The organism is Acinetobacter seifertii (assembly GCF_000368065.1).
GTDB classification, from domain to species: Bacteria; Pseudomonadota; Gammaproteobacteria; order Pseudomonadales; family Moraxellaceae; genus Acinetobacter; species Acinetobacter seifertii.
In genome coordinates this window covers 320,378-343,411 of sequence record NZ_KB851203.1, presented here as the reverse complement: position 1 = coordinate 343,411, position 23,034 = coordinate 320,378, and the positions used below count along the sequence as shown (strand labels likewise).

Here is a 23,034-nt window from a genome sequence, read left to right as displayed (position 1 = left end):
CAACTTTTATTTTTTATTTAAAAACAGTAAGTTAAGATTTATCAAAATTAATTTTATTTGTATATTAAGCACATAACTGACAAAAATTGTCACCATAATTTTATTAGTATTGAATCACTAATAAAAATTACTTCACATCCTATTTCTTTTTTTCACTCTTTAATGTGACAAAAATCTCTTTAAAAGCAGTTAAATAGGTGACATTTTTTGTCAACCACCATATCAAGAATAAATACTAAAAATAGTTAATTTCTAGAGCAATAAACTAATTAATAATAATCGGTGCATTTCCCAATTCATCATTTTGATCTGGCATATTCTCATCGTAAAAGCGAGACATCACATCACCAATTTGCTGAACCCCAATTACTACAGCTTGTAGATACTGTTTTTGTTTGAGCTGTTGAACAATAGACTCACAAATCTTTTGCCACACTTGATCAGTAGTTGCATTGCTAATACCGCGGTCAAATATAATTTCTACTGTGCGTTCACATAAATTTAAATAGAGCAGCACACCGCTATTAAGTTCGGTATCCCAAACTCCAAGTTCTGCAAATAGTTGTTGTGCCCTTAAGCGCGTATTTTGTCTATACGCTTGTGAACAAGGAATATGCCCTTCTATAACGACCTGTATTTCACCGACATGACCAAGTTCTGCTTGTTGAACAGCTTTAGTAATCGCTTGTTTATCCTTTTTACTAAAATAACGGCTACTCGCAGGAAAATAACATATATGCTTAAACCAACGTTTTAAACTTGGCTCTACAAATTCCTCAATTTTGGGTTGAGTAATAATTTGTGTTGTTTCTGATGTTGTTACCATGAGCCTGAAGCACCTCCACCACCAAAACGACCTCCGCCGCCACCATAACCGCCGCCTCCACCACCGAAGCCGCCTCCGCGTCCACCACCACCAGAACCACTTAAAATAGCCTGTAAAATAAGTTGGGCAATTGAGGTAATGAGTAAAAAGAAGATACCAAATCCAAGTAATAAACTAGTGACCACGCCTGCACCGTTAACAAAACCTGCTACTGCAGCGGCAACACCTGCGGTAGAAGCACTAAGAGGTCGACCAACAATAAATGAGCCTACAATTCCGGCAATAAGAATAAATAATGCCATCGTCAGCGTTGTTTGTTTGGCTTGTTGTTCTTCGGCAGCCTGATGTTGGCGCTCTTTTAAATCTTGGGCAGCTTGCTGAGCAACTTCCGGATCTAGATTTAAAATTCTTGTAATTTCATCGACACCAGCATTTAAGCCTTGTGCATATTGGGCTTGTTTAAAGTAAGGTGTAATTTGATTTCGAATAATTCGGCTTGCAACGATATCTGGTAATACGCCTTCTAAACCATATCCAGTTAGAATTTGTATTCTATGATCATTAATTGCAACTGCGATAAGCAAACCATTATCACGTTTACTTGAACCAAGTTGCCATTTCTCACCGACACGCAAAGCGTAATCAAAAATATCTTCTTGGCCCGTAGTCGGCACAATCACGATACCTATTTGTGCCTTACCTTGCTGATATAAATTTAAAATTTTCTGGTTAAGTTGCTGCTTTTCAGCTTCACTTAAAATATTGGCTTGATCAATGACAGGCTGATTTAATGTAGGTAAACCACGAATTGATTCACCAGCAGCTATGTCATTTGCAACCTGAGCTCGAGGCGCGGCACTTGAAGCAGCCTGCTCATTTACTTTAGGCTTCGATGCTTGAGCTTGCTGCTGTTGAATAATTTTACCTGCCACCACCGTGTCAGTTTCATCTGTAGCAGTGGCAATATTATTCTCACTCCAAGCCGCACTCTGAAAAAGAACACTGCAGCAAAGCACCATTAAGGTAATAACGAATACCTTAATTTGCTTAGACTGAAGCAATATCGTATTTCTCATGCGGCACTTCCTTGATTTAAATTAATCAAAAGAAACTTTTGGAGCCTGCTGAGCCGATGCTTCCGCAGAGAAATTAGCTTTTGGATGCATACCAATCACTTTCGCTGTTACAGCTTGTGGGAACTGACGGACATAAGAGTTATAGTCTTGAACAGTTGTAATATAACGATTACGTGCCACAGCAATTCGGTTTTCTGTACCCTCAAGCTGAACCTGTAATTCTTGGAATTGGGTATTGGCTTTTAAGTCTGGGTAATTTTCTGAAACAGCAATCAGTCGAGATAACGCACCAGTTAACTGGCTTTGCGCTTGTTGATATTTTTCAAGTAATGCTGGGTCTTCCAATACTTCTTTATCGACTTTCAACCCTGCTACATTTGCGCGTGCCTGAGTTACTTCAGTTAATACTTGCTCTTCGTGCTTAGCATAACCTTTAACTACGTTTACAAGATTTGGTACTAAATCTGATCGACGTTGATATTGGTTCTGTACCTCAGACCAAGCCGCTGTTACAGCCTCATCTTTGACCTGTAAAGTATTATAGCCACAGCCGGAAAATAGTAAGGTGCTTGCAAGTGTTGTCGCGATTACAAGTTGTTTAAACGTTTTCATCGTCACTTTATCCTCAAGTTTTTCTTTATATTTTTAACCTCTTGTCTCGATTGTATGATGAATTTGGCATTATTGTGTTGCTTTTATTTTATAGATTTAAAAAAACCGGATCTTTAAATCCGGTTTTTATTCTAGCTTGGTCTTAACCTTGTTTCCTTTTGGAAACTTGTCATTTGGTATTCATCGGCCAAATAACTCTTCCAGTAATCGACCATCTGGCCATAATTTTTTTGGCTCGGATGAAAGTCCTTTTTGTAATAAGCAAAGTATTCTGGTGTCAGTTGTATAATCATTTTAACAAGCAAATATACGCCAAAAATATTTCCTCCCATTTTAGGCAAGCTTTTCCATTTATCTTGCCAAAATAATCGCGTTGTACCATAGAAAGCAAGACTCGCAAATCCTGTAGTGACACTACGCATGAGTAAACGGCGAATACGGTCATCGCCATAAACATGTTGATAGACATCAAATGCAACTGAACGATGTTCAATTTCCTCAATAGCGTGCCAGACCCAAAGCTTTAGAGCATCTTGATCTAAAGTTTTTAGTAGTTCAGGATGCTGTAAAATATATCCTCCAAGCAAAGCCGTAAAATGCTCAAATGCACATGTCAGTGCCAGCTGTAGCTTAGGTGGAATTGTCCTTAAGTATTTATCACGTTCATTTAACCACGCTTGAAAACGATCCAAATTATAGTCATCACGGCGCCAAGCCTCATTAAATTCACCATGCGCTTTTGAATGCATTGCTTCTTGCCCAATAAAAGCTGCAATTTGTGCCTGTAGTTGAGGGTCTGAAACTTTGTCGCGTACATTGCGCACACTATTTACAAAAAACTGTTCTCCAACTGGAAATGTTGAAGAGAGTGCAGTTAAAAAATGGGACATTAAAGGCGAATTTGCAAAATAATAGCGCTTGATTGCTTGAGGATTAAACTCAAGCCGACGCACCGTAATACCCAACGCTTTTCGACGATTTAAATATGATTTTTCTGCCGTCATACCTGCGATGTTCATGCTCAACACCTACTGTATTGAAGAAGAGAGCTTTGAGTATGTCGTGGGACTTAGGCACTAAAAAGGGCAAAAAAGCTTATTGTATTTGCCAAAAACGTCAAACCGATTAATGGCAAAAAATAAAGCCTGCATATCGCAGGCTTTATCAAAAACTTTAGTAATGATTTTTTAGATTAAACACCAAGGTAATCTAAAATACCTTCAGCAGCTTGGCGACCTTCCCAGATTGCTGTAACCACAAGGTCTGAACCACGGACCATATCACCACCAGCAAAGATTTTTGGATTTGATGTCTGGAATTTAAATTCTTGCTGTTCAGGTGCAACAACACGGCCTGAACCATCAAGATTGATATTTACATTACCAAACCAGTCTGCTGGGCTTGGGCGGAAACCGAATGCTAATAAAACTGCATCAGCTGGTAATACTTCTTCAGAACCTGGGATTGGCTCAGGACTACGACGGCCACGACTATCTGGTTCACCCATTTGAGTCGTCACCACTTTTACGCCTGTCACTTTGCCATTCTCACCAACAATCTCGATCGGTTGACGATTGAATAGGAATTTCACACCCTCTTCGTAGGCATTTTTTACTTCACGTGCAGAGCCTGGCATGTTGCTTTCGTCACGGCGGTATGCACAAGTTACATCGTGAGCACCTTGACGTAAAGAAGTACGGTTACAGTCCATTGCGGTATCACCACCACCTAGAACAATAACTTTTTTACCATCTAAGCTAATATATTCACTTGGATCTTTTTCCCAACCTTGACAACGGTTTACGTTAGAGATCAAGAAATCCAGTGCATCATAAACACCATCAAGATCTTCACCAGGGAAACCACCCTTCATATAAGTGTAAGTTCCCATACCCATGAATACTGCATCATATTCTGCAAGTAATTCATCAATAGTGACGTCTTTACCAATTTCAGTATTTAAACGGAATTCGATACCCATACCTGTGAAAATTTCACGGCGGCGTTTCATGACATCTTTTTCCATTTTGAATTCTGGAATACCAAATGTCAGCAAGCCACCAATTTCAGGACGCTTATCGAATACAACTGGCTTAACACCACCACGAGCTAAAATATCTGCACAGCCTAGACCCGCTGGACCTGCACCAATAATTGCAACTTTTTTACCTGTCCACTTCACATGTGACATGTCTGGGCGCCAACCCAAAGCAAAAGCTGTGTCATTGATATATTTTTCAGCATTACCAATAGTGACCGCACCAAACCCATCATTTAAGGTACAAGCGCCTTCACACAAACGGTCTTGCGGACATACACGACCACATACCTCAGGTAAGGTATTTGTTTGATGGCAAAGCTCAGCAGCTTGGAAAATTTGACCTTCAGCGATGAGTTTGAGCCAGTTTGGAATGTAGTTATGTACTGGACATTTCCATTCACAATAAGGGTTACCACAACCTAAACAACGGTGTGTCTGATTAGTGACTGTTTCCGAAGTAAAAGGTTTATAAATTTCCACAAATTCTGCTTTGCGGACAGTAATATCTTTTTTCTCTGGATCTTGACGTGGTACATCCAGAAATTGAAAGTCATTATTTAGGCGTTCTGCCATGTCTCTCTCCGTGGGTAGGCGCGGATTTCACTGTTGCCCGCACCTGCCTATGTCTTTGCAGTCGTGGAATTATTGTGGGTCAGCTTGTGTAGTTTTCAAAAGCGATTGCAAGTTAGCAGCTTTTGGTTTTACAAGCCAGAATTTACGGCTGTAGAAGTCGAACTCATTGCGGATTTTATAAGCCCAAGCACTACCTGTTTCTTTGATATGCTCGTCAATAATACGCAACAAGAACTCTTTATGATCTTCCATAGATTCTGTTGAAATACGAGTTAAGTCAATTAACTCGTGGTTGTAGTAATCTACAAAGTCATTATCGAGGTCAAGTACATAAGCAAAGCCACCTGTCATACCTGCACCGAAGTTATGACCCACTTTTCCAAGCACAGTCACAACACCACCAGTCATGTATTCACAGCAGTGGTCGCCTGCACCCTCAATAACAGCGAACGCACCAGAGTTACGAACTGCGAAACGCTCACCTGCCGTACCAGCTGCAAATAACTTACCGCCAGTTGCACCATATAAACAGGTATTACCAATAATTGCTGTATTTTGGGTTTGGAAAGGTGAACCTTTTGGTGGGAAGATCGAGATACGACCACCAGCCATACCTTTACCTACATAATCGTTTGCATCACCTTCAAGACGGATATGCAAACCACCAGCGTTCCATACACCAAGTGACTGACCAGCTGTACCTGTTAAGTTCATTACAACTGGATGTGCTTCCATACCCAAGTTGCCATAACGACGAGCAATTTCACCCGATACACGTGCGCCAATTGAACGGTCACAGTTCACGACGTTAAAGTTGAATTGACCACCTGCACTTGACTCAATTGCAGGAAGCATTTCTGCAACCATTTTCTCAGCCAATATACCCTTATCAAATGGCGCATTACCTTGAACTTCACAATACTGCGCTTTACCTTCAGCAGAAGGATGAGAAGTTAATAATGCACTTAAATCAAGGTGAGCATGTTTTTCAGTTTCACCCGGTAATACTTCAAGCAAGTCCACACGACCAATTAAGTCTTTCAATGAAGAAACACCTAATGCTGCCAACCATTCACGAGTTTCTTCCGCAATAAAGTGGAAGAAATTAATGAGCATTTCTGGCTCGCCAATATAATGTTCTTGACGTAAATGATCTTGTTGAGTTGCAACACCAGTTGCACAGTTGTTTAAGTGACAAATACGGAGGTATTTACAACCTAAAGCGATCATTGGTGTTGAACCAAAACCAAAACTTTCAGCACCTAAAATTGCAGCCTTGATCACATCAAGACCAGTTTTTAAACCACCGTCAGTTTGTACACGTACTTTGCCACGTAAGTCATTTACACGAAGTGCCTGATGCGCTTCACTTAGACCAAGTTCCCATGGCGAACCTGCATGGTGAATTGATGAAAGCGGAGATGCAGCAGTACCACCGTCATAACCTGAAATGGTAATGAAGTCCGCATAAGCTTTTGCAACACCAGCAGCAATCGTACCTACACCTGGTTCAGATACCAACTTCACAGATACCATTGCTTTCGGATTAACTTGTTTCAAGTCAAAAATTAACTGAGACAAATCTTCAATTGAGTAAATGTCGTGGTGTGGCGGAGGTGAAATAAGTGTCACGCCCGGTACTGAGTAACGTAAACGCGCAATCAAGCCATTTACTTTACCGCCTGGTAACTGACCACCTTCACCCGGTTTTGCACCTTGAGCAACTTTAATTTGCAATACTTCAGCAGAAGTTAAATATGCAGGTGTTACACCGAAACGACCAGATGCGATTTGCTTGATTTTCGAGTTACGAATTGTGCCGTAACGCGCAGGGTCTTCACCACCCTCACCAGAGTTTGAACGACCACCAATGGTGTTCATCGCAATTGCAATCGCTTCATGAGCTTCTGGAGAAAGCGCACCTAAAGACATCCCTGCCGAGTCGAAACGAGGCAAGATCTCTTCAACCGATTCAACTTGTTCAACTGGGATCGGATTAGTTGTTTTTAACTTAAATAAGTCACGAATAGTCGCTACTGGACGGTTATTTACCAATTCAGCATATTCTTTAAAGTCTTCGTATTTACCAGAGCGAACCGCTTTATGTAGTGAGTTAATCACATCTGGGTTAAACGCATGGTACTCTTTACCAAATACGAATTTAAGCAAACCACCCTGATCAATTGGTTTACGACTTGACCAAGCTGTTGCTGCTAATTTTTTCTGATCATTTTCAAGATCAACAAAAGTTGCACCTTGGATACGACTTGGAACGCCCAAGAAACACTGATCCACAACTTCAGAAGATAAGCCTACTGCTTCAAAAAGCTGACCACCACGGTAAGAAGCAACTGTAGAGATACCCATTTTTGAAAGAACTTTTAATAAGCCTTTCTCAATACCTTTACGGAAGTTTGCTTGTGCATGAATCGGATCACCTAAAAGCTCACCTTTAGCAATCAAGTCATTGATGACGTCATATGCAAGGTATGGGTAAACAGCAGTCGCACCAAAACCAAGTAATACCGCAAATTGGTGCGGATCACGTGCAAAACCAGTTTCAACCATAATGTTTGCATCAGTGCGCAAACCAGTTTTAATGAGGTAATGGTGTACCGCACCTGTTGCAAGTGCTGCGTTTGCTGGTAATAAACCTTGGCTGACATTTTTATCTGTTAAGACAATTAAAGTTTTGCCATCACGAACTGCTTGCGCCGCTTCTTCACAGATACGTGTAATCGCAGCTTGCAAACCTTCTTCTTCGGCATAGTTTAAGTTGATATCAACTGCTTCATAACCCGGACGCTCAATGCTACGGATTTGCTGCATTTTTGAATTTGACAATACTGGACTAGAGATGATGATACGATCAGCATGCTCAGGGCCTTGCTCAAATACATTTTGCTCACGACCCAAACAGGTCTCTAACGACATTACAATTGACTCACGTAGCGGGTCAATTGGTGGGTTTGTTACTTGTGCAAACTGTTGACGGAAATAATCTGTCACATGGCGTACTTGACGAGACAATACAGCCATAGGTGTATCATCACCCATAGAGCCTACTGCTTCCTGTCCACTTTCAGCGATTGGGCGTAATAACTGGTCACGCTCTTCAAATGTCACCATAAACATTTTTTGAGCTACTTTTAATGCCTCACCAGTTAAACCTTTATCAACAAGTTGTTCTTCAAGTTCTGGGTCTGCTTTTAAACGAATTGCATGATCACGTAGCCATTCGCGGTACGGACGCATGTTTTTCAAATGTGTACTCACATCTTTAGTATCGAGTACTTTACCTGTTAGGGTATCAACTACCAAAATTTGACCCGGACCTACACGGCCTTTAGAAACTACATCTTCAGGTTCATAGCCCCAAACACCGATTTCAGATGCTAAGGTGATGTAATCATTTTTGGTAATTACCCAACGTGCAGGACGTAAACCATTACGGTCAAGCATACAAATCGCATGACGACCATCTTGAATAACAAGACCGGCAGGACCATCCCAAGCTTCCATATGCTTAGAGTTAAACTCATAGAATGCACGTAAGTCTGCATCTAAAGTTTCAACGTTTTGCCAAGCTGGTGGAACGAGCATGCGTAATGCACGGAATAAATCCATACCACCACCCACCAAAATCTCAAGCATGTTATCTAGGCTTGAAGAGTCTGAACCTGTGCGGTTTACAATCGGATTAAGCTCAGTAAGACCAGGTAATAATGGGTTTTCAAATTTAGGCGTACGTGCCAATGCCCAGTTACGGTTTGCTGTAATGGTATTGATTTCACCATTATGCGCAAGGTAACGGAATGGCTGAGCCAAAGGCCAACGCGGTAATGTATTTGTAGAGAAACGTTGGTGGAATACCACAATATGCGATTTTAAGCGCTCATCTGCCAAGTCTGTATAGAACTCAGCAATTGCCGCAGGCATCATCAAGCCTTTATAGCTAATGACTGTTGAACAAAGTGTAGTCACATAAAATAGCGGATCTTTTTGGAGTTGTTGTTCCGCACGGCGACGCGCCAAGAATAACTTACGGTTAAATTCAACCTCAGTTACACCCATTGGACAGTTCACAATGACTTGTTCAAAAGCTGGTAAAGATTGAAGCGCAATTTCACCTAATGCATCGTTATTTGTAGGAACGATACGCCAAGCAAGTACACGTAAACCTTCTGACTCGATTTCTTTCGTTAAAATATTTTTAGAGTGCTGTGCTAATGCTGGATCAATATTTAAAAATACCGTACCCACAGCAAAAATTTCACTGAGTGTAATATCACTTAGTTTTTTTGCTTCATCACGGAAAAATTGCTTTGGCATCGCCAATAATAAGCCGCAACCATCTCCCGTCTTGCCATCTGCGGCAATACCACCACGGTGCGTCATGCAACTTAAACTGTGAATCGCGGTTTCTACTAGATGATGACTTGATTCACCCTTCATATGGGCAATTAGTCCAAAACCACAGTTATCCTTAAACTCATCAGGCTGATATAAACCTTGAGCGGGAGCTACAGTATTAGGCGATGGCATGTGCATAGCGTACCCTTCTTTCAATAATGCTCTTTCGAGCGTCAAACAAACAACTTCTTTTTGCGATAGTGCCTACCGATGATAGTTAGCTCAATGTTTCGCAAATAAAAAATTTTGGGCTGATAAGCCAATATACGCTGTTCCATTTTTACGTACACTGGTTTTTGCTAGAAAAATGTTTTGACTTATTTCGCACTCTTTTAAAGCAGTTCGACCCCACGACTCTGCATAGAATTCACTTCTTAGAGGGCTAAAATAGTTTGCAGCACATTAATAAGCACAACAATAAAGCAAAAAGTGTGCCATATAATAAAAATTAATCTAAGTACTTATATTCAATATAAATATATCTATTTTATTCGCGTTATCACACCAAAAAATGACTAAATATGCACCAGATATGGTCAAAAAATATTATTAGATTCTATTTTGCACTAATATTGTGCATATTATTGAGCAAATTATCTCCTTTTCCCGCCCTTATTTGAGGCATTTTTATTGAACATCGTTTGACCGTGTTTGAGCTGGCTTATTCGGTTGATCAATATTTGAATTCGATTGTTGTACATCCACTACATTTCCTTGAGCATCACGGCGAACAATAGTGGTATTAGTGGCTGAATTGGTTGCTGGAGCTTTCGGCTGAACATTAACTGCGGCATTAGTTGATCCAGCCATCAATAATGATTCATCAATTGTAGGTAGAGCGGCTGGACGCAGACGAACCTCATAAAGCTGATTATTCCCACCTTTCATCTCATCTGCACCCAAATCATTGACCAAAGGAGCATAACTTGAGAACTGTTGTGGCTGAGGCTTAATAGACTCAGGCAATTGTAGGTTAATCTGCGTTAACTGCTGAATTGCATCGTCTGAGCGTTTAAAGGTTCCATAAACCAAAACATACTGCTCCGCTTGCTGTTCACCACTTAAGCGAAAATAAATAAATTTATTACGATCACTACGATTTTTTAAAAAGTTTTTAATGATGTCTTCATCAGAGGCTCTAAATATCTCAAGCGTCCATTGTTTTTTATTTTCGTTAATAAATTTCGTACCACGAAACTCTGGCTCATGCTCACCAGATGCAACTGTACGAGTTGTTAGATCAAGTGGACGAACTTCATCAGCTAAAGCACCTAAGTTAGGTGTCGTAGCAACTTTCTCTGGTTGAATTTGAACAGGCGCATCAGAATCAGCTGACTTTTCAACTTCAACCAACTTCTTACTATCGGTAATTACCCAAAAAATAAAAGCAAGGAATAAGCAGGCAATACCACCAACCAACCAGATATATTGTTGAACATTCTGCCAAAGTGTACGTGATACAGTCATGCTTTACCTTATTTTTTATCCGTGTTGATTTGCCAAAATAGCTTGCTTCATCAATTCGACATCAAAGTCTTTAGTAATGACAGCTTGTCCAAGTTGTTTTAATAACACCAAACGTAATTGCCCATTGAGAACTTTTTTGTCATGCGCCATGTATCCAAGGAAATCATCCAATGGAATTTGTGGACATGATATCGGCAAATTCGCACGTTGAATGATTTTTTTTGTACGTGCTACATCTTCAGTTGAGATCCAGCCCAAACGCTGAGATAAATCTGCTGCCATGATCATACCGGTTGCAACAGCTTCACCGTGTAACCAAGTACCATAACCAAGATATGACTCAATCGCATGACCGAAAGTGTGGCCTAAATTAAGTAAAGCACGTTCACCTTGTTCCTTTTCATCATTCGCAACGATACGCGCTTTGTGAGCACATGAACGATAGACAGCTTCTGCAAGTAAATTAGCATCTCTCGCAACAAGCCCATCCATATTTTCTTCAAGCCATACCAAGAAATCGACATCACCTAAAAGAGCATATTTAATCACTTCAGCTAAACCTGCTGAAAGTTCACGTTCTGGTAATGTATTGAGTTGTGCCATATCAGCCAGAACAACTTGCGGCTGTTGAAAAGCACCTAACATATTTTTACCAAGTGGATGATTGATTCCTGTTTTTCCACCAACACTTGAATCTACTTGTGAAAGTAATGTGGTAGGAACCTGAACAAAGTAAACTCCACGCTGGAAACAAGCAGATGCAAAACCAGCCATATCACCAATCACGCCACCACCCAAAGCTAAAACGGTACAATCACGGTTAAAACCAGCTTCAAGTAATGCATCAAAAATCAAATTTAGATGTTGAATATCTTTGTATTTTTCACCATCAGGCAAAATACAAGTCGCAACTGTTTTACCTAAACTTTTTAAAGCTTCCTGATAGTGGCTTAAATATAAAGGCGCAACCGTCACATTACTGACTATCATGACCTGTTGACCATGAATATAAGGCTCTAGTAATTGTTTCGGGTCAAGTTGACTACCAATAAAAATAGGATAACGGCGTTCGCCTAATTCAACATGTAATGTTTGCATGAATTTATAAAACCACTAGTCAGTTTGTCTATTTTAGCTTGTTCGATAGAATAAGTTGCAAAATCTTTTGTGCGAGATCACGTGCAGCGCCTTGATTCGTTTCAATCGTATAATGTGCAACTTCACGATACAAAGGGTCTCTGATCTTTAATAGGTCTCGCAATTTCTGTTCAGGATTTTCAACTTGTAATAATGGTCTGTTTTTGTCGCGGTAGGTTCTTTGTAATTGTAATTCGACAGGTGTATAGAGATAAATAACTATTCCGCGTTGCTTTAAAAATTCTCGATTAGGCGCTTGGGTAATTGCGCCACCACCTGTTGCCAAAACCAACGCTTTACGTAAGGTCAGCTCATTTAAAACCACAGTTTCACGAGTTCGGAACCCAACCTCTCCCTCTTTTTCAAAAATCCAAGGAATAGTAGCCCCTGTCTTGCGCTCAATTTCATGATCACTATCTAAAAATTCACGCCCTAATAGTTCTGCTAAATGACGTCCAACGGTTGTTTTTCCTGCCCCCATGGGCCCTACCAAATAAATATTTGGTAGGGTTTCAAACGCTTTGCTTGGCAAGGCGCCACCTATTTCAATTGCTTTCATTGAAAAATATATTAATGATTTCTCGCCAAAGTGTCATTAACAATTCGTGGTGTTACGAAAATCAGTAACTCTTGTTTATCATCAGACTTTACATCTTTTCTAAATAAACGCCCAACTAAAGGAATATCCCCAAAGAATGGAACTTTAGTTTGGGTATTTGTCGTTGTTTGCTCGAATACACCACCCAAAATGACGGTTTCTCCGTTATCAACCAGCACATTGGTATTAATATTATTCTTATTCAGAATTAACTCACCATTTGGCGCTTCACCCGCTACAGAATCCTTAGAAATATCTAATTTCATTTGAATTTTACCGTCAGGCGTAATGCTAGGTGTAACATCAAGACTTAAAAGAGCATCTTTAAATGATGTTGTGGCTGCTGAACCCGCACCAGATATCGTTGTCGTTAGATAAGGAACTTGTTGACCCGTGGCAACTTTTGCAGTTTGCTTATCGGCAGTCATGACTTTAGGGGTTGAAATGACTTCACCATAACCATCAGCCTGTAAAGCTGAGAGTTCAAGATCTAACATAAAATCAGACATACTGATAAGACCAAAGGCAATACTTCCCGCCGGATTAGAGACTCCCAAATCAACGTTTAAGTTATCTGGACGTTCGATGGTATATTTATAGCCTCCAGTAGTTTCATCTTTTTTAGGGTCACGTAAATTCCATAAAGTTGTTTCACTACCACCAACCAATAAATTTTTATTATTAGTAATACCTTGTGAAAGAATACCCCACTTAACTCCAAGTTCTTTAGTAAATGACGTAGACGCTCTGACGATACGCGCTTCAACCATCACCTGCTTAACTTGCACATCAAGTAGTTCAATCATTTTACGAACTTTATCAATATTTTGTGCTGTATCATTTACAATCAAAGTATTAGTCCGGGTATCAGCAACAGCGCTACCACGTGAACTTAATAAGCTCTCCAACGCAAGAGAATCAGAGTTTGCGGTACGATTTGCAACTGCACCTTTACCATCACGAGTATCTTCAATCAACTTAAGCACATCAGTCGCTTTTGCATAACTCAAACGAATATAATCTGTTTGGATTGGCGCTAACTTAATCGTTTGAGCTAAGGCTTTTGCCTCATCATCTTCTGCTTTAATTAATTCAGTAACAGGAGCAATCCAAATTACATTTCCATTACGACGTTTATCAAGATTTTTAGTTTTTAAAATAATATCTAGTGCTTGATCCCAAGGTACATCTTTCAAACGTAGCGTGATGTTACCTTGCACACTATCAGCAGCCACCATATTGATGCCTGTAAAATCGGCAAGCAACTGTAATACACGACGCACTTCAATGTCTTGGAAGTCTAATGAAAGCTTATTACCAGAATAACTTGGTGCTTTATACGAAGCTGATGTACTTTTATCTTGTGGACGTTTCAAACTAATAGTGAGCTTATTTTCAGCTTGATAAGCCATATATTCATAACTACCAGATGACTGAATTGTGATTACACCAGCACCTTTTTCATTATAAGCATCGATACTTGATACGGGCGTTGCAAAATCATTTACATTTAAACGACGTGCTAAATGTGTCGGAATCTTTGTACCTAATGTTCTTATAACAACCTTACTGCCTTGTTGTTGAACATCTACAGGTGTATTACTTCCCAAAAGATCGACAACAACTAAACCTTCTCCCTGACTACCACGCTGAAAGCCAATATTTGAAACACCTTGTGGTTGTGCGGTAGCTGCTAGTATCGGTTTATTCGTTGTTTGAGCTGAATTAATTTTTAGAATAAAAGTATTGCCTTCCACGCGCGTTGTAAAAGCACCAGCATCTTTTAGATTTACAGTTAAGCGTGAACGTACATCATCTGAAGTCACATCAACGGAACTTGCTTCATTCGTTGCAACAGCAATTTTAGACTGCTTTAAACTTTGTTGCGCTTTATCAAAATCTAGTATTAAACGCGAAGGGTTTTCAAGTTGGTAAGCTTGTGGCTGTGGAGGCAAACCATTAAACATGACTCTAATTTCTGTACCCTGACCTGCAATTTGCGTTGGTACAATATTGGTCATGCTGACCTGTGCAGATGCAGCCTGCATAATTGCAATCGCTACAGCCCCCATAGAAAACTGACGGAATACCTGATTCATTGTCTGACCATCCCCAATAAATAATCTTTAAAAATACTTTTTCGTTGTTATTCCCTAAATATTAGGGTGCAGGCCCAATCAAGACCAATGTTCTCGGTCTTTCGACATAGCCTTCTCGACCATCTGGCACAATCTCGACCAAATCAATCTGAGTCGGACTAATCTGGGTAATACGGCCCTGATTCATGCCCATATAATTGCCCACTTGTACGCGTTCAACTTGATGATCTGGCGTCTGAATGAGAGCTAATATTTGACCACGACTATTCCGCATGCTTCCTTTCATACTTAAAGCCTCAAGTGCATAGCTTTCTAATGGCTGTGGCGTACGTGAGAAATTTGGATAAACACGTTTTCCAGCCATAATTTTGAGTTCAGCAGCCAGTGAGCTTGGCATAAATGGACTTTTTAATTGATGAGCAGCATAATTAAATTGTGGTACAGGAGTAAAAATAGGTGCTGGTTCAATAGCTAGCGGCGGTTGATTACGGATATTTGCCATTTGCTGATTGACTGCATCAATTCTTGAATCACATCCTACAAGCGCAGCACAAGCCAAAATATAAAGAGTAATTTGCTTAATTTTCATCATAACTCTCCTATTTCGGCTGAACATTAGCGCTAGTTGAAGCAGGTGTTGTTGGAGCTTGGGTCGATTGCTTCGCTGTATCTGTTGCTTCTACATAACGATAGGTTTTCGCTTTAATAGAATAGTTCAATACAGGAATATCTGACTTGCTGTCTTTAGCTGGAGATACATCAACAGTAAAGTCGTGCATGGTTACGATACGCGGCAACGCAGCAATACTACTCACAAAAGCTCCAAAAGCGTGATAATCACCTGTGGCTTCTATCGCAATCGGTTGTTCAATAAAGACTTCCTGTTTTACTTCATTCTCCAAGCGAATATTTTTAAATTTCAATCCTGAGTTCACACCCGTTAAATTGATATCTTCAACTAAACTAGGAATCTCTGTTTCTTTAGGCAACTGCTCTAATTGTTGATTAAAATTTGCTTGCATCTCCTGAAGTTGAACTTGATACTGCTGCAAGTTACGTAATTTCGAATCTTTTTCTCGAAATTCGTTTAACAAGTTACTTTCCTGAGCTTGAGCATTATCAATTGCTTGTAGCTTTGGCTGAATGGCAATAAAATAACCCAAGGCTAATACAGCAAAGAAAATAAAAATCCAACAAGTAATTTTTACAGATATGGGCCAACTACCGTAGTTGTTCATATCCAGCGTATTAAATTGTTGAAGGAATTTATCGAGATTAAATTTCGGTGGTGTTTCAAAAAGTATGCTGAAACAAAGCAGGTTGAATTTTGATAAAATAGAGAAATGCGAATAACTCTAGAAATCAAATGTCCAACCTGCCTCAGTGACAGTATAAAGAAAAATGGCATCAAAGTAGATGGGAAACAAAACTATCAGTGCAAAGACTGTAAACGTCAGTTTATTGGTGACCATGCTCTGAGCTATCTAGGATGTAATTCAGGCATTACTCGAAAAATATTACAGTTGATGGTCAGAGGTAGTGGTATACGAGATATCGCTGAAGTTGAGCGAATCAGTATCGGTAAAGTTTTACGTACTTTAACCGAATCGACCTACCAAATTCAGCCTAAACAAAGTCATTATGAGTCTCTTGAAGTTGATGAGTTTTGGACTTTTGTGGGAAATAAAAATAATAAACAATGGCTTATTTACGCCTACCATCGAGAAACAGGTGAGATTGTTGCTTATGTTTGGGGTAAAAGAGACTTAGCTACAGTTCAACGATTGAAAACAAAGCTTAAACAATTAGGTATTCACTACACCCGAATTGCAAGTGATCATTGGGACAGTTTCATAACTGCTTTTAAAAACTGCAAGCAAAGTATTGGTAAATTTTTTACTGTAGGTATTGAAGGTAATAATTGCAAAATAAGGCATCGAATTAGGCGTGGTTTTAGAAGGAGTTGTAATTTTTCAAAAAAGATTGAAAACCATTTTAAAGCTTTCGACTTAACCTTTTTTTACATCAATAATGGCTTCATTTAATGTCAGCATACTTTTTGAAACACCACCTAAATTTCTTGTTCTTTGAAGATGTTTGCTCTAATGATAATTCTTGAAGTTCATCTTGACTCATTTTGCTGCCCCCGTATCTTTAGCTACGGCTGGTTTATCAGCATTATTATCAGCTGTGGTCATGCCCATTTCCCCTAAATCGACAGTCACAACAAAACTACCGTAATGATCTTCTACCCTAGGAAGAAGAGAACTTGCTGCCTTATCTTTTTTATCTTCAGTAGCCAAGAAAGAGTTCATAAAAGCATTTCGATACCAAGGAGATGCTTCTAGATTACGGAGTAGTTCAGCTACCGTATTTGGACTTTCAGCTTTACCTTCAATCGTAAATTTATCCCCAGTTCGGCTAAATTTCGTTAAATACATTGCAGGCGGCGTGACTCTGACTAACTCATCAACCAGTCTTACCACGACTGGACGCTGACTCTGTAAATCTTGAATCAATTTCATACGCTCAATGATGGCATCACGTTGTTCTTGTAAACCATTTAATGCTTTTAATTGCTGATCAAGGTTTTGATTAGTACTTGTAATAAGTTGATTTGCTTGTTCTTGATCATCTAATTTATGATCAAAATAGAACCACCCCCCAAATACGGTTGTAATTCCTAACACAACCACCCCAAAGCATAACGTTATAAATTGTTTTTTTCTTTGCTCCCTCAGCTCTTCACGCCAAGGTAGTAAATTAATTGTTGCCATTAATCAAAACTCCTTAAAGCCAAGCCACACGCCACCATTAAAGAAGAGGCATCATTTTCAATTTTTTGAACGTCGACTTGAGGAGAAAAACCCATCTGTAAAAATGGATTGGCAATAGTGACACGGTAACCTAATTTTTGCTGCAAAAGCTTGGCAAGACCTGGAATATTCGCATTTCCGCCTGCAAGCAGAATATGGTCTATTTCGTTAAACTGAGATGAAGAAAAGAAGAATTGTAAAGAGCGAGCCGCTTGCTGAACTACGGCATCTAGAAACGGATCTAATACTTCAATTTCATAGTCATCCGGTAAAGAACGATCTTTTTTCGCTCGACTTGCTTCGTCTAAAGACAAACCATAACGACTTTGAATTTCAAGCGTAAGTTGTTTTCCGCCAAAAACTTGCTCACGGGTATAAATAATTTTGCCGTTTTGCATGACAGACAATGTTGTCATGGTATGGCCAATATCTAAAACCCCTATCGTATTTGCACCCATAGGTAAGCTATCAGCAAACACACTAAATGCGCGCTCAACAGCATAACTTTCAACATCAGCCAATTTAGGATTTAAATCTGCCAACTCAAGAACCTCAACGCGCGTTTCTACGTTTTCCGTTCTTGTTGCGACTAAGAGTACATTTACACGATTTGAATTCGCGAGTCGGTCAGGTAGAACCTCAAAATCTAGGCTCACCTCATCCAAAGGGAACGGTATATACTGCTCCGCATCTACACGAATCTGAACTTCACGTTCATCATCGCTCATATCCGCATCCATCTCGATAGTTTTATGAATAACCGTCGATGTAGGAACAGCAATTGCAGCATTTTTAGTTTGGGGATTTGCTAAGTTAATCGCCCTTTCCAATGCTTCCGCTACTGCTTCTGGATTTAAGATATTTTTTTCAACTACACTGTTTTCAGGTAAAGGCATCAAAGCATAGCTTTCAACCCAATATTTACCGTTCTTGACAGAGAGCTCTAACAACTTAACAGAAGTCGAACTAATATCGACGCCCATTAACCCCTTATTAGGTTTACGATATAACCTGAGCACACTATTGTCCTATTATTTTTTTATCCCCAAAAAAAATTACAAACCAACAATCTCGGTCTTTATTTTTACACGGATACAATATCTCATCTAACAATCCGCATGTCTAAAGGCTATACTGACCACAATTAGTTTGTATTCGATCTTATTAAAGCTTACTTATCATGAAAAAGCTATCCAGTTTGGGCTTCGTGCGTCCAATTTTTTTGATCATTATTATTATCTTAGTCTCACTTCCGATGGGATTTTATGGCATGTATCTCTATATTGCCCCAACCCTCCCGGAAATGAGTTCATTAAAGAAAGCACCACTTCTAAAACCATTACAAGTCTATACAGCCGATAATCAACTTATTGCTGAGTATGGTGGTAAACTTTCGATACCGGTTGAATACAAACAAATTCCTCCTGCTTTTATTCATGCATTTTTAGCTGCAGAAGACTCATCTTTCTTTGAGCATAGCGGTATTAGCTTTAAAGGTTTAGGTCGTGCTTTAAGCGAGAGTGTGACTGGTTCCGATGTGCAAACTGGTGGCTCTACCATCACAATGCAGGTCGCAAAAAACTATTATTTAAGTCCCGAGAGAACACGAAAACGTAAACTAACAGAAATCTTTTTGGCTCGGAAAATTGAGCAAAACTTATCTAAAGAAGACATCTTAAGTCTTTATGTCAATAAGATTTTCTTGGGGAAAAATGCGTACGGTATCGCAGCAGCAGCCAAAATTTACTATAACAAGAGCATTAATGAACTTAGCATTGCTCAGATGGCAATGATTGCAGGTTTACCAAAAGCGCCATCCAAATATAACCCTGTTGTTAATCCTGAACGTGCACTTGAACGCCGTAACTGGATTTTAGGCCGTATGTTGCAACTCGGTTATATTTCTCAAGCGGAATATCAAAAAGCTGTGGCTGAGCCTATTAATTTGAATATGCCCAACCGCGACTTAAATAATATTCATCCATATGCTGGTGAAATGGTTCGCTCAGAGCTTGTAAAACATTTTGGTGAACAAGCAATTGACTCAGGTTATAAGGTTTATACGACCATTAATGCCCAACGTCAGGCTATTGCAGAGAAATCTGTACAAGATGGTCTTGAGGCTTATGACAGACGTCATGGTTGGCGTGGCGCAGAAGCACATGATAAACCATTAAGCCAATTTAGAGCTTATGCTAACACCTACCCCGCAGAAGTGACTAAAGTAAATAGCAACTCTTTTGATGCTTTAATGCAAGATGGTTCAACCGTCACTGTGCAATGGTCTGGTATGTCATGGGCCCGCCCCTATCGCAATGCAAATAGCGTAGGTGGAGCACCTTCACGTGCATCTCAAATTGTTAAAGTGAAAGATATTATTCGCTTACGTCCAAATGAAGCTAAAACTGCATGGTCGCTAGTTCAAGTACCAAAAGTTCAAGGCCAGCTTATTGCAATTAATCCAAATGATGGCTCAATTGAAGCGATTGTTGGTGGCTATAATTTTTATCAATCAAAATTTAACCGTGCTTTGCAAGGCTGGCGTCAACCGGGTTCTACCATCAAGCCATTTCTTTATGCTTTGGCATTAGAACGTGGTATGACACCTTACACCATGGTCAACGATAGTCCGATTACCATTGGCAAGTGGACACCAAAGAACTCTGATGGTCGTTACCTAGGTATGATCCCATTACGACGTGCTTTGTATTTATCTCGTAATACTGTATCAGTAAGACTTTTGCAGACTGTAGGGATTGAACGTACTCGTCAATTATTCATGGATTTTGGTTTACAAGAAGATCAAATTCCGGTGGTGTTTCAAAAAGTATGCTGAAACAAAGCAGGTTGAATTTTGATAAAATAGAGAAATGCGAATAACTCTAGAAATCAAATGTCCAACCTGCCTCAGTGACAGTATAAAGAAAAATGGCATCAAAGTAGATGGGAAACAAAACTATCAGTGCAAAGACTGTAAACGTCAGTTTATTGGTGACCATGCTCTGAGCTATCTAGGATGTAATTCAGGCATTACTCGAAAAATATTACAGTTGATGGTCAGAGGTAGTGGTATACGAGATATCGCTGAAGTTGAGCGAATCAGTATCGGTAAAGTTTTACGTACTTTAACCGAATCGACCTACCAAATTCAGCCTAAACAAAGTCATTATGAGTCTCTTGAAGTTGATGAGTTTTGGACTTTTGTGGGAAATAAAAATAATAAACAATGGCTTATTTACGCCTACCATCGAGAAACAGGTGAGATTGTTGCTTATGTTTGGGGTAAAAGAGACTTAGCTACAGTTCAACGATTGAAAACAAAGCTTAAACAATTAGGTATTCACTACACCCGAATTGCAAGTGATCATTGGGACAGTTTCATAACTGCTTTTAAAAACTGCAAGCAAAGTATTGGTAAATTTTTTACTGTAGGTATTGAAGGTAATAATTGCAAAATAAGGCATCGAATTAGGCGTGGTTTTAGAAGGAGTTGTAATTTTTCAAAAAAGATTGAAAACCATTTTAAAGCTTTCGACTTAACCTTTTTTTACATCAATAATGGCTTCATTTAATGTCAGCATACTTTTTGAAACACCACCCAAATTCCACGTAACTACACTATTGCCTTAGGTACACCTCAAGTATTACCAATTCAAATGGCAACGGGTTATGCAACCTTTGCAAATGGTGGTTACCGTGTTCAACCACATTTCATTCAACGTATTGAAGATGCATACGGTAAAGTTATTTACGAAGCTAAACCAGAATATGCATGTATTCCATGTATTAACGCACCTGAAACAACAGATGATGCTCAAGCAACCACGCCAGATGATCAAGTTGTTGAAGTGACCAATAAAGAGTTGGAGCAGAAAGAAAAAGCAGCAAAACAGCTTAATCTTAAACAAACAGATAAAAATAACAGCCAATATCGACAAGCTCAGCGCATTTTAAAATCAAGCTCTGCTTATGATATGGCGAATATCTTACGTGATGTAATTGAGCATGGTACTGGTCGTGCTGCACTTAAAATTGGCCGTAGTGATTTAGGTGGTAAAACAGGTACAACAAACGATGCAAAAGATGCATGGTTTGCAGGTTTTAATGGCAAATTAGTCGCTATTACTTGGGTTGGCTTCGACCAACCGACAACACTTGGTCGTCGCGAGTATGGTGGTATTGCCGCATTACCAATCTGGATTAACTTTATGGATCAATCGCTTAAAGGTACTCCAGCGTCTTGGGTTCGTTTAGAGAAAGATGCTCAAGCACCTATTTCTCGTGAAAAACAAGATGTCGCAAGTGAAGTTGGCGATAAGAAAACATATCGCGCAGCACCACCATTGGCTCGACCACTTTATCGTCCTGCACCGCCACAGCCTAAAAACACTACCAATGACTTCGATGACTTACCAGGCGAAGAAATTGTAATTCCATCTAAGGCAGCGCCTCCAGCAATGAAGCCTGCACAAGGAGCAGCACCGAAGCGTGACAAAGATGAATTAGAAAACTTGATTAACCAAATTGAGTAAAAATAAAAAAGCCATCGTTAGATGGCTTTTTTATTACGCTTTTGAAAAAGATAGATTTGAAAAGATGCCGTTACCTCTAATTGAGACTGCTGCTCTAACTGCATTCGACGTTCTGGAGAGGCCTTGTATGCATATGGCGTCATAGCGATCAGATTTTTTAAAGCCTCTTGGTCAAGTAATAAAGGAGCATCTATAACTTGCTGTTCTTTCAACTCAAATAAATCTTGCAGTTGTTCAACAAACTTTTGCGGTGTGTGCGGATTGACCTGCTCAAACAGTGCCTCACGCATCGCATATAAATGTTCAGTTGCAGGTGTGACAACAATTAAATATCCATCATCTTTTAGCACACGTAAAATTTCTGCTTGGGGAATTGGACTAAAAAGGCTGGTACACGCATCCATACTTCGATCGATTACAGGCAAAGTCGCTCCTGTACCAACAACCCATGTCACGTTGTGATTTAACTTTGCTGCACGTTGTACTGCATTTTTTGCAATATCTACGCCTATACACTGCTCAACAACATGCTGCATTGCACTAGTGTAATAACCCTCGCCACAACCAATATCAAGTACAACGTTGGCTTTAAGCTGTTTCAGTAAATCAACCATAGCTTGCTGTAAAGGTTGATAATAACCACCTTGTAAAAAGGCACGGCGCGCATCTACAGACTCGGGAGTATCCCCCGGATTTTTACTGTGTTTATGCTGTACAACGTGTAAGTTTACATAACCTTGTTTTGCAATGTCATAACTATGGCCTTGATCACATCGCCAAGTTTTACTTACTAATTCGAGTCTTTGACGACACACGGGACACATTAAATTTTGCATAGTCACTT

The 23,034-nt window shown here is 39.6% G+C and carries 16 protein-coding genes and 3 pseudogenes; 4 read left to right on the top strand and 15 right to left on the bottom strand.

Annotation, left to right across the window (positions count from 1 at the left end):
• Positions 1-265 precede the first annotated feature (265 nt).
• The 12 genes and pseudogenes from F985_RS21680 to F985_RS21625 all read right to left on the bottom strand — a co-directional run bounded on the left by F985_RS21680 (position 266) and on the right by F985_RS21625 (position 16,179).
• Positions 266-826 (bottom strand): TPM domain-containing protein, encoded by a 561-nt coding sequence (locus F985_RS21680; RefSeq protein WP_004705211.1) that lies wholly within the window; start codon positions 824-826, stop codon positions 266-268.
• Positions 820-1,902, bottom strand: coding sequence for a TPM domain-containing protein (locus tag F985_RS21675; RefSeq protein WP_004705209.1), 1,083 nt, complete (start codon positions 1,900-1,902; stop codon positions 820-822). The genes F985_RS21680 and F985_RS21675 overlap by 7 nt, the downstream gene beginning before the upstream one ends.
• A gap of 21 nt (positions 1,903-1,923) precedes the next feature.
• On the bottom strand, positions 1,924-2,514 hold the full coding sequence (locus tag F985_RS21670) for a LemA family protein (RefSeq protein WP_002051712.1): 591 nt from the start codon (positions 2,512-2,514) through the stop codon (positions 1,924-1,926).
• A gap of 131 nt (positions 2,515-2,645) precedes the next feature.
• Entirely contained in the window at positions 2,646-3,533 is an 888-nt protein-coding gene (locus F985_RS21665; protein WP_004705204.1) for a metal-dependent hydrolase, read from the bottom strand.
• A gap of 173 nt (positions 3,534-3,706) precedes the next feature.
• Positions 3,707-5,128 carry a glutamate synthase subunit beta gene (locus F985_RS21660; RefSeq protein WP_004705203.1) on the bottom strand — a complete coding sequence of 474 codons (1,422 nt, stop codon included), beginning with the start codon at positions 5,126-5,128 and terminating at the stop codon, positions 3,707-3,709.
• 69 nt (positions 5,129-5,197) lie between these two features.
• Positions 5,198-9,673 carry a glutamate synthase large subunit gene (gene gltB, locus F985_RS21655; RefSeq protein WP_171063681.1) on the bottom strand — a complete coding sequence of 1,492 codons (4,476 nt, stop codon included), beginning with the start codon at positions 9,671-9,673 and terminating at the stop codon, positions 5,198-5,200.
• A 461-nt stretch (positions 9,674-10,134) separates the two neighbouring features.
• Positions 10,135-11,008: pseudogene (locus F985_RS21650) on the bottom strand (hypothetical protein).
• 15 nt (positions 11,009-11,023) lie between these two features.
• Positions 11,024-12,106, bottom strand: a complete 1,083-nt coding sequence (gene aroB / locus F985_RS21645; protein WP_004705197.1) for a 3-dehydroquinate synthase — start codon at positions 12,104-12,106, stop codon at positions 11,024-11,026.
• Positions 12,107-12,134: 28 nt separating this feature from the next.
• Positions 12,135-12,704 carry a shikimate kinase AroK gene (gene aroK, locus F985_RS21640; RefSeq protein ID WP_004705195.1) on the bottom strand — a complete coding sequence of 190 codons (570 nt, stop codon included), beginning with the start codon at positions 12,702-12,704 and terminating at the stop codon, positions 12,135-12,137.
• Between the two features lie 11 nt (positions 12,705-12,715).
• Positions 12,716-14,842, bottom strand: coding sequence for a type IV pilus secretin PilQ (gene pilQ / locus F985_RS21635; protein WP_004705194.1), 2,127 nt, complete (start codon positions 14,840-14,842; stop codon positions 12,716-12,718).
• A 61-nt stretch (positions 14,843-14,903) separates the two neighbouring features.
• Positions 14,904-15,431: a pilus assembly protein PilP gene (locus F985_RS21630; RefSeq protein ID WP_004705193.1), complete on the bottom strand. Its 528-nt coding sequence runs from the start codon at positions 15,429-15,431 to the stop codon at positions 14,904-14,906.
• 10 nt (positions 15,432-15,441) lie between these two features.
• Positions 15,442-16,179, bottom strand: coding sequence for a type IV pilus inner membrane component PilO (locus F985_RS21625; protein ID WP_094078918.1), 738 nt, complete (start codon positions 16,177-16,179; stop codon positions 15,442-15,444).
• 6 nt (positions 16,180-16,185) lie between these two features.
• On the opposite strand from F985_RS21625, the gene F985_RS21620 reads away from it, so the two are divergent.
• The gene (locus F985_RS21620; protein ID WP_001223318.1) at positions 16,186-16,887 is read left to right on the top strand and encodes an IS1-like element ISPa14 family transposase; all 702 of its coding nucleotides are present in this window, start codon (positions 16,186-16,188) and stop codon (positions 16,885-16,887) included.
• Between the two features lie 87 nt (positions 16,888-16,974).
• Here the strand turns inward: F985_RS21620 and F985_RS21615 are convergent, their stop codons facing one another.
• Together F985_RS21615 and F985_RS21610 are read right to left on the bottom strand one after the other, a co-directional pair.
• Complete coding sequence (locus tag F985_RS21615) at positions 16,975-17,619, bottom strand: PilN domain-containing protein (protein WP_004705190.1); 645 nt, start codon at positions 17,617-17,619, stop codon at positions 16,975-16,977.
• Positions 17,619-18,677 carry a pilus assembly protein PilM gene (locus F985_RS21610; protein WP_004705187.1) on the bottom strand — a complete coding sequence of 353 codons (1,059 nt, stop codon included), beginning with the start codon at positions 18,675-18,677 and terminating at the stop codon, positions 17,619-17,621. The genes F985_RS21615 and F985_RS21610 overlap by 1 nt, the downstream gene beginning before the upstream one ends.
• A gap of 161 nt (positions 18,678-18,838) precedes the next feature.
• Between F985_RS21610 and ponA (F985_RS21605) the strand changes: the two are divergent.
• The 3 genes and pseudogenes from ponA (F985_RS21605) to ponA (F985_RS21595) all read left to right on the top strand — a co-directional run.
• Positions 18,839-20,470 (top strand): annotated as a pseudogene (gene ponA, locus F985_RS21605) (penicillin-binding protein PBP1a); the annotation flags it as partial.
• 58 nt (positions 20,471-20,528) lie between these two features.
• On the top strand, positions 20,529-21,230 hold the full coding sequence (locus F985_RS21600) for an IS1-like element ISPa14 family transposase (protein ID WP_001223318.1): 702 nt from the start codon (positions 20,529-20,531) through the stop codon (positions 21,228-21,230).
• A 27-nt stretch (positions 21,231-21,257) separates the two neighbouring features.
• A pseudogene (gene ponA / locus F985_RS21595) lies at positions 21,258-22,190 on the top strand (penicillin-binding protein PBP1a); the annotation flags it as partial.
• A 17-nt stretch (positions 22,191-22,207) separates the two neighbouring features.
• On the opposite strand, the gene F985_RS21590 reads toward ponA (F985_RS21595), so the two are convergent.
• A complete protein-coding gene (locus F985_RS21590) occupies positions 22,208-23,032 on the bottom strand; it encodes a putative RNA methyltransferase (RefSeq protein ID WP_085945714.1) in 825 nt (274 codons plus the stop codon).
• Positions 23,033-23,034 lie beyond the last annotated feature (2 nt).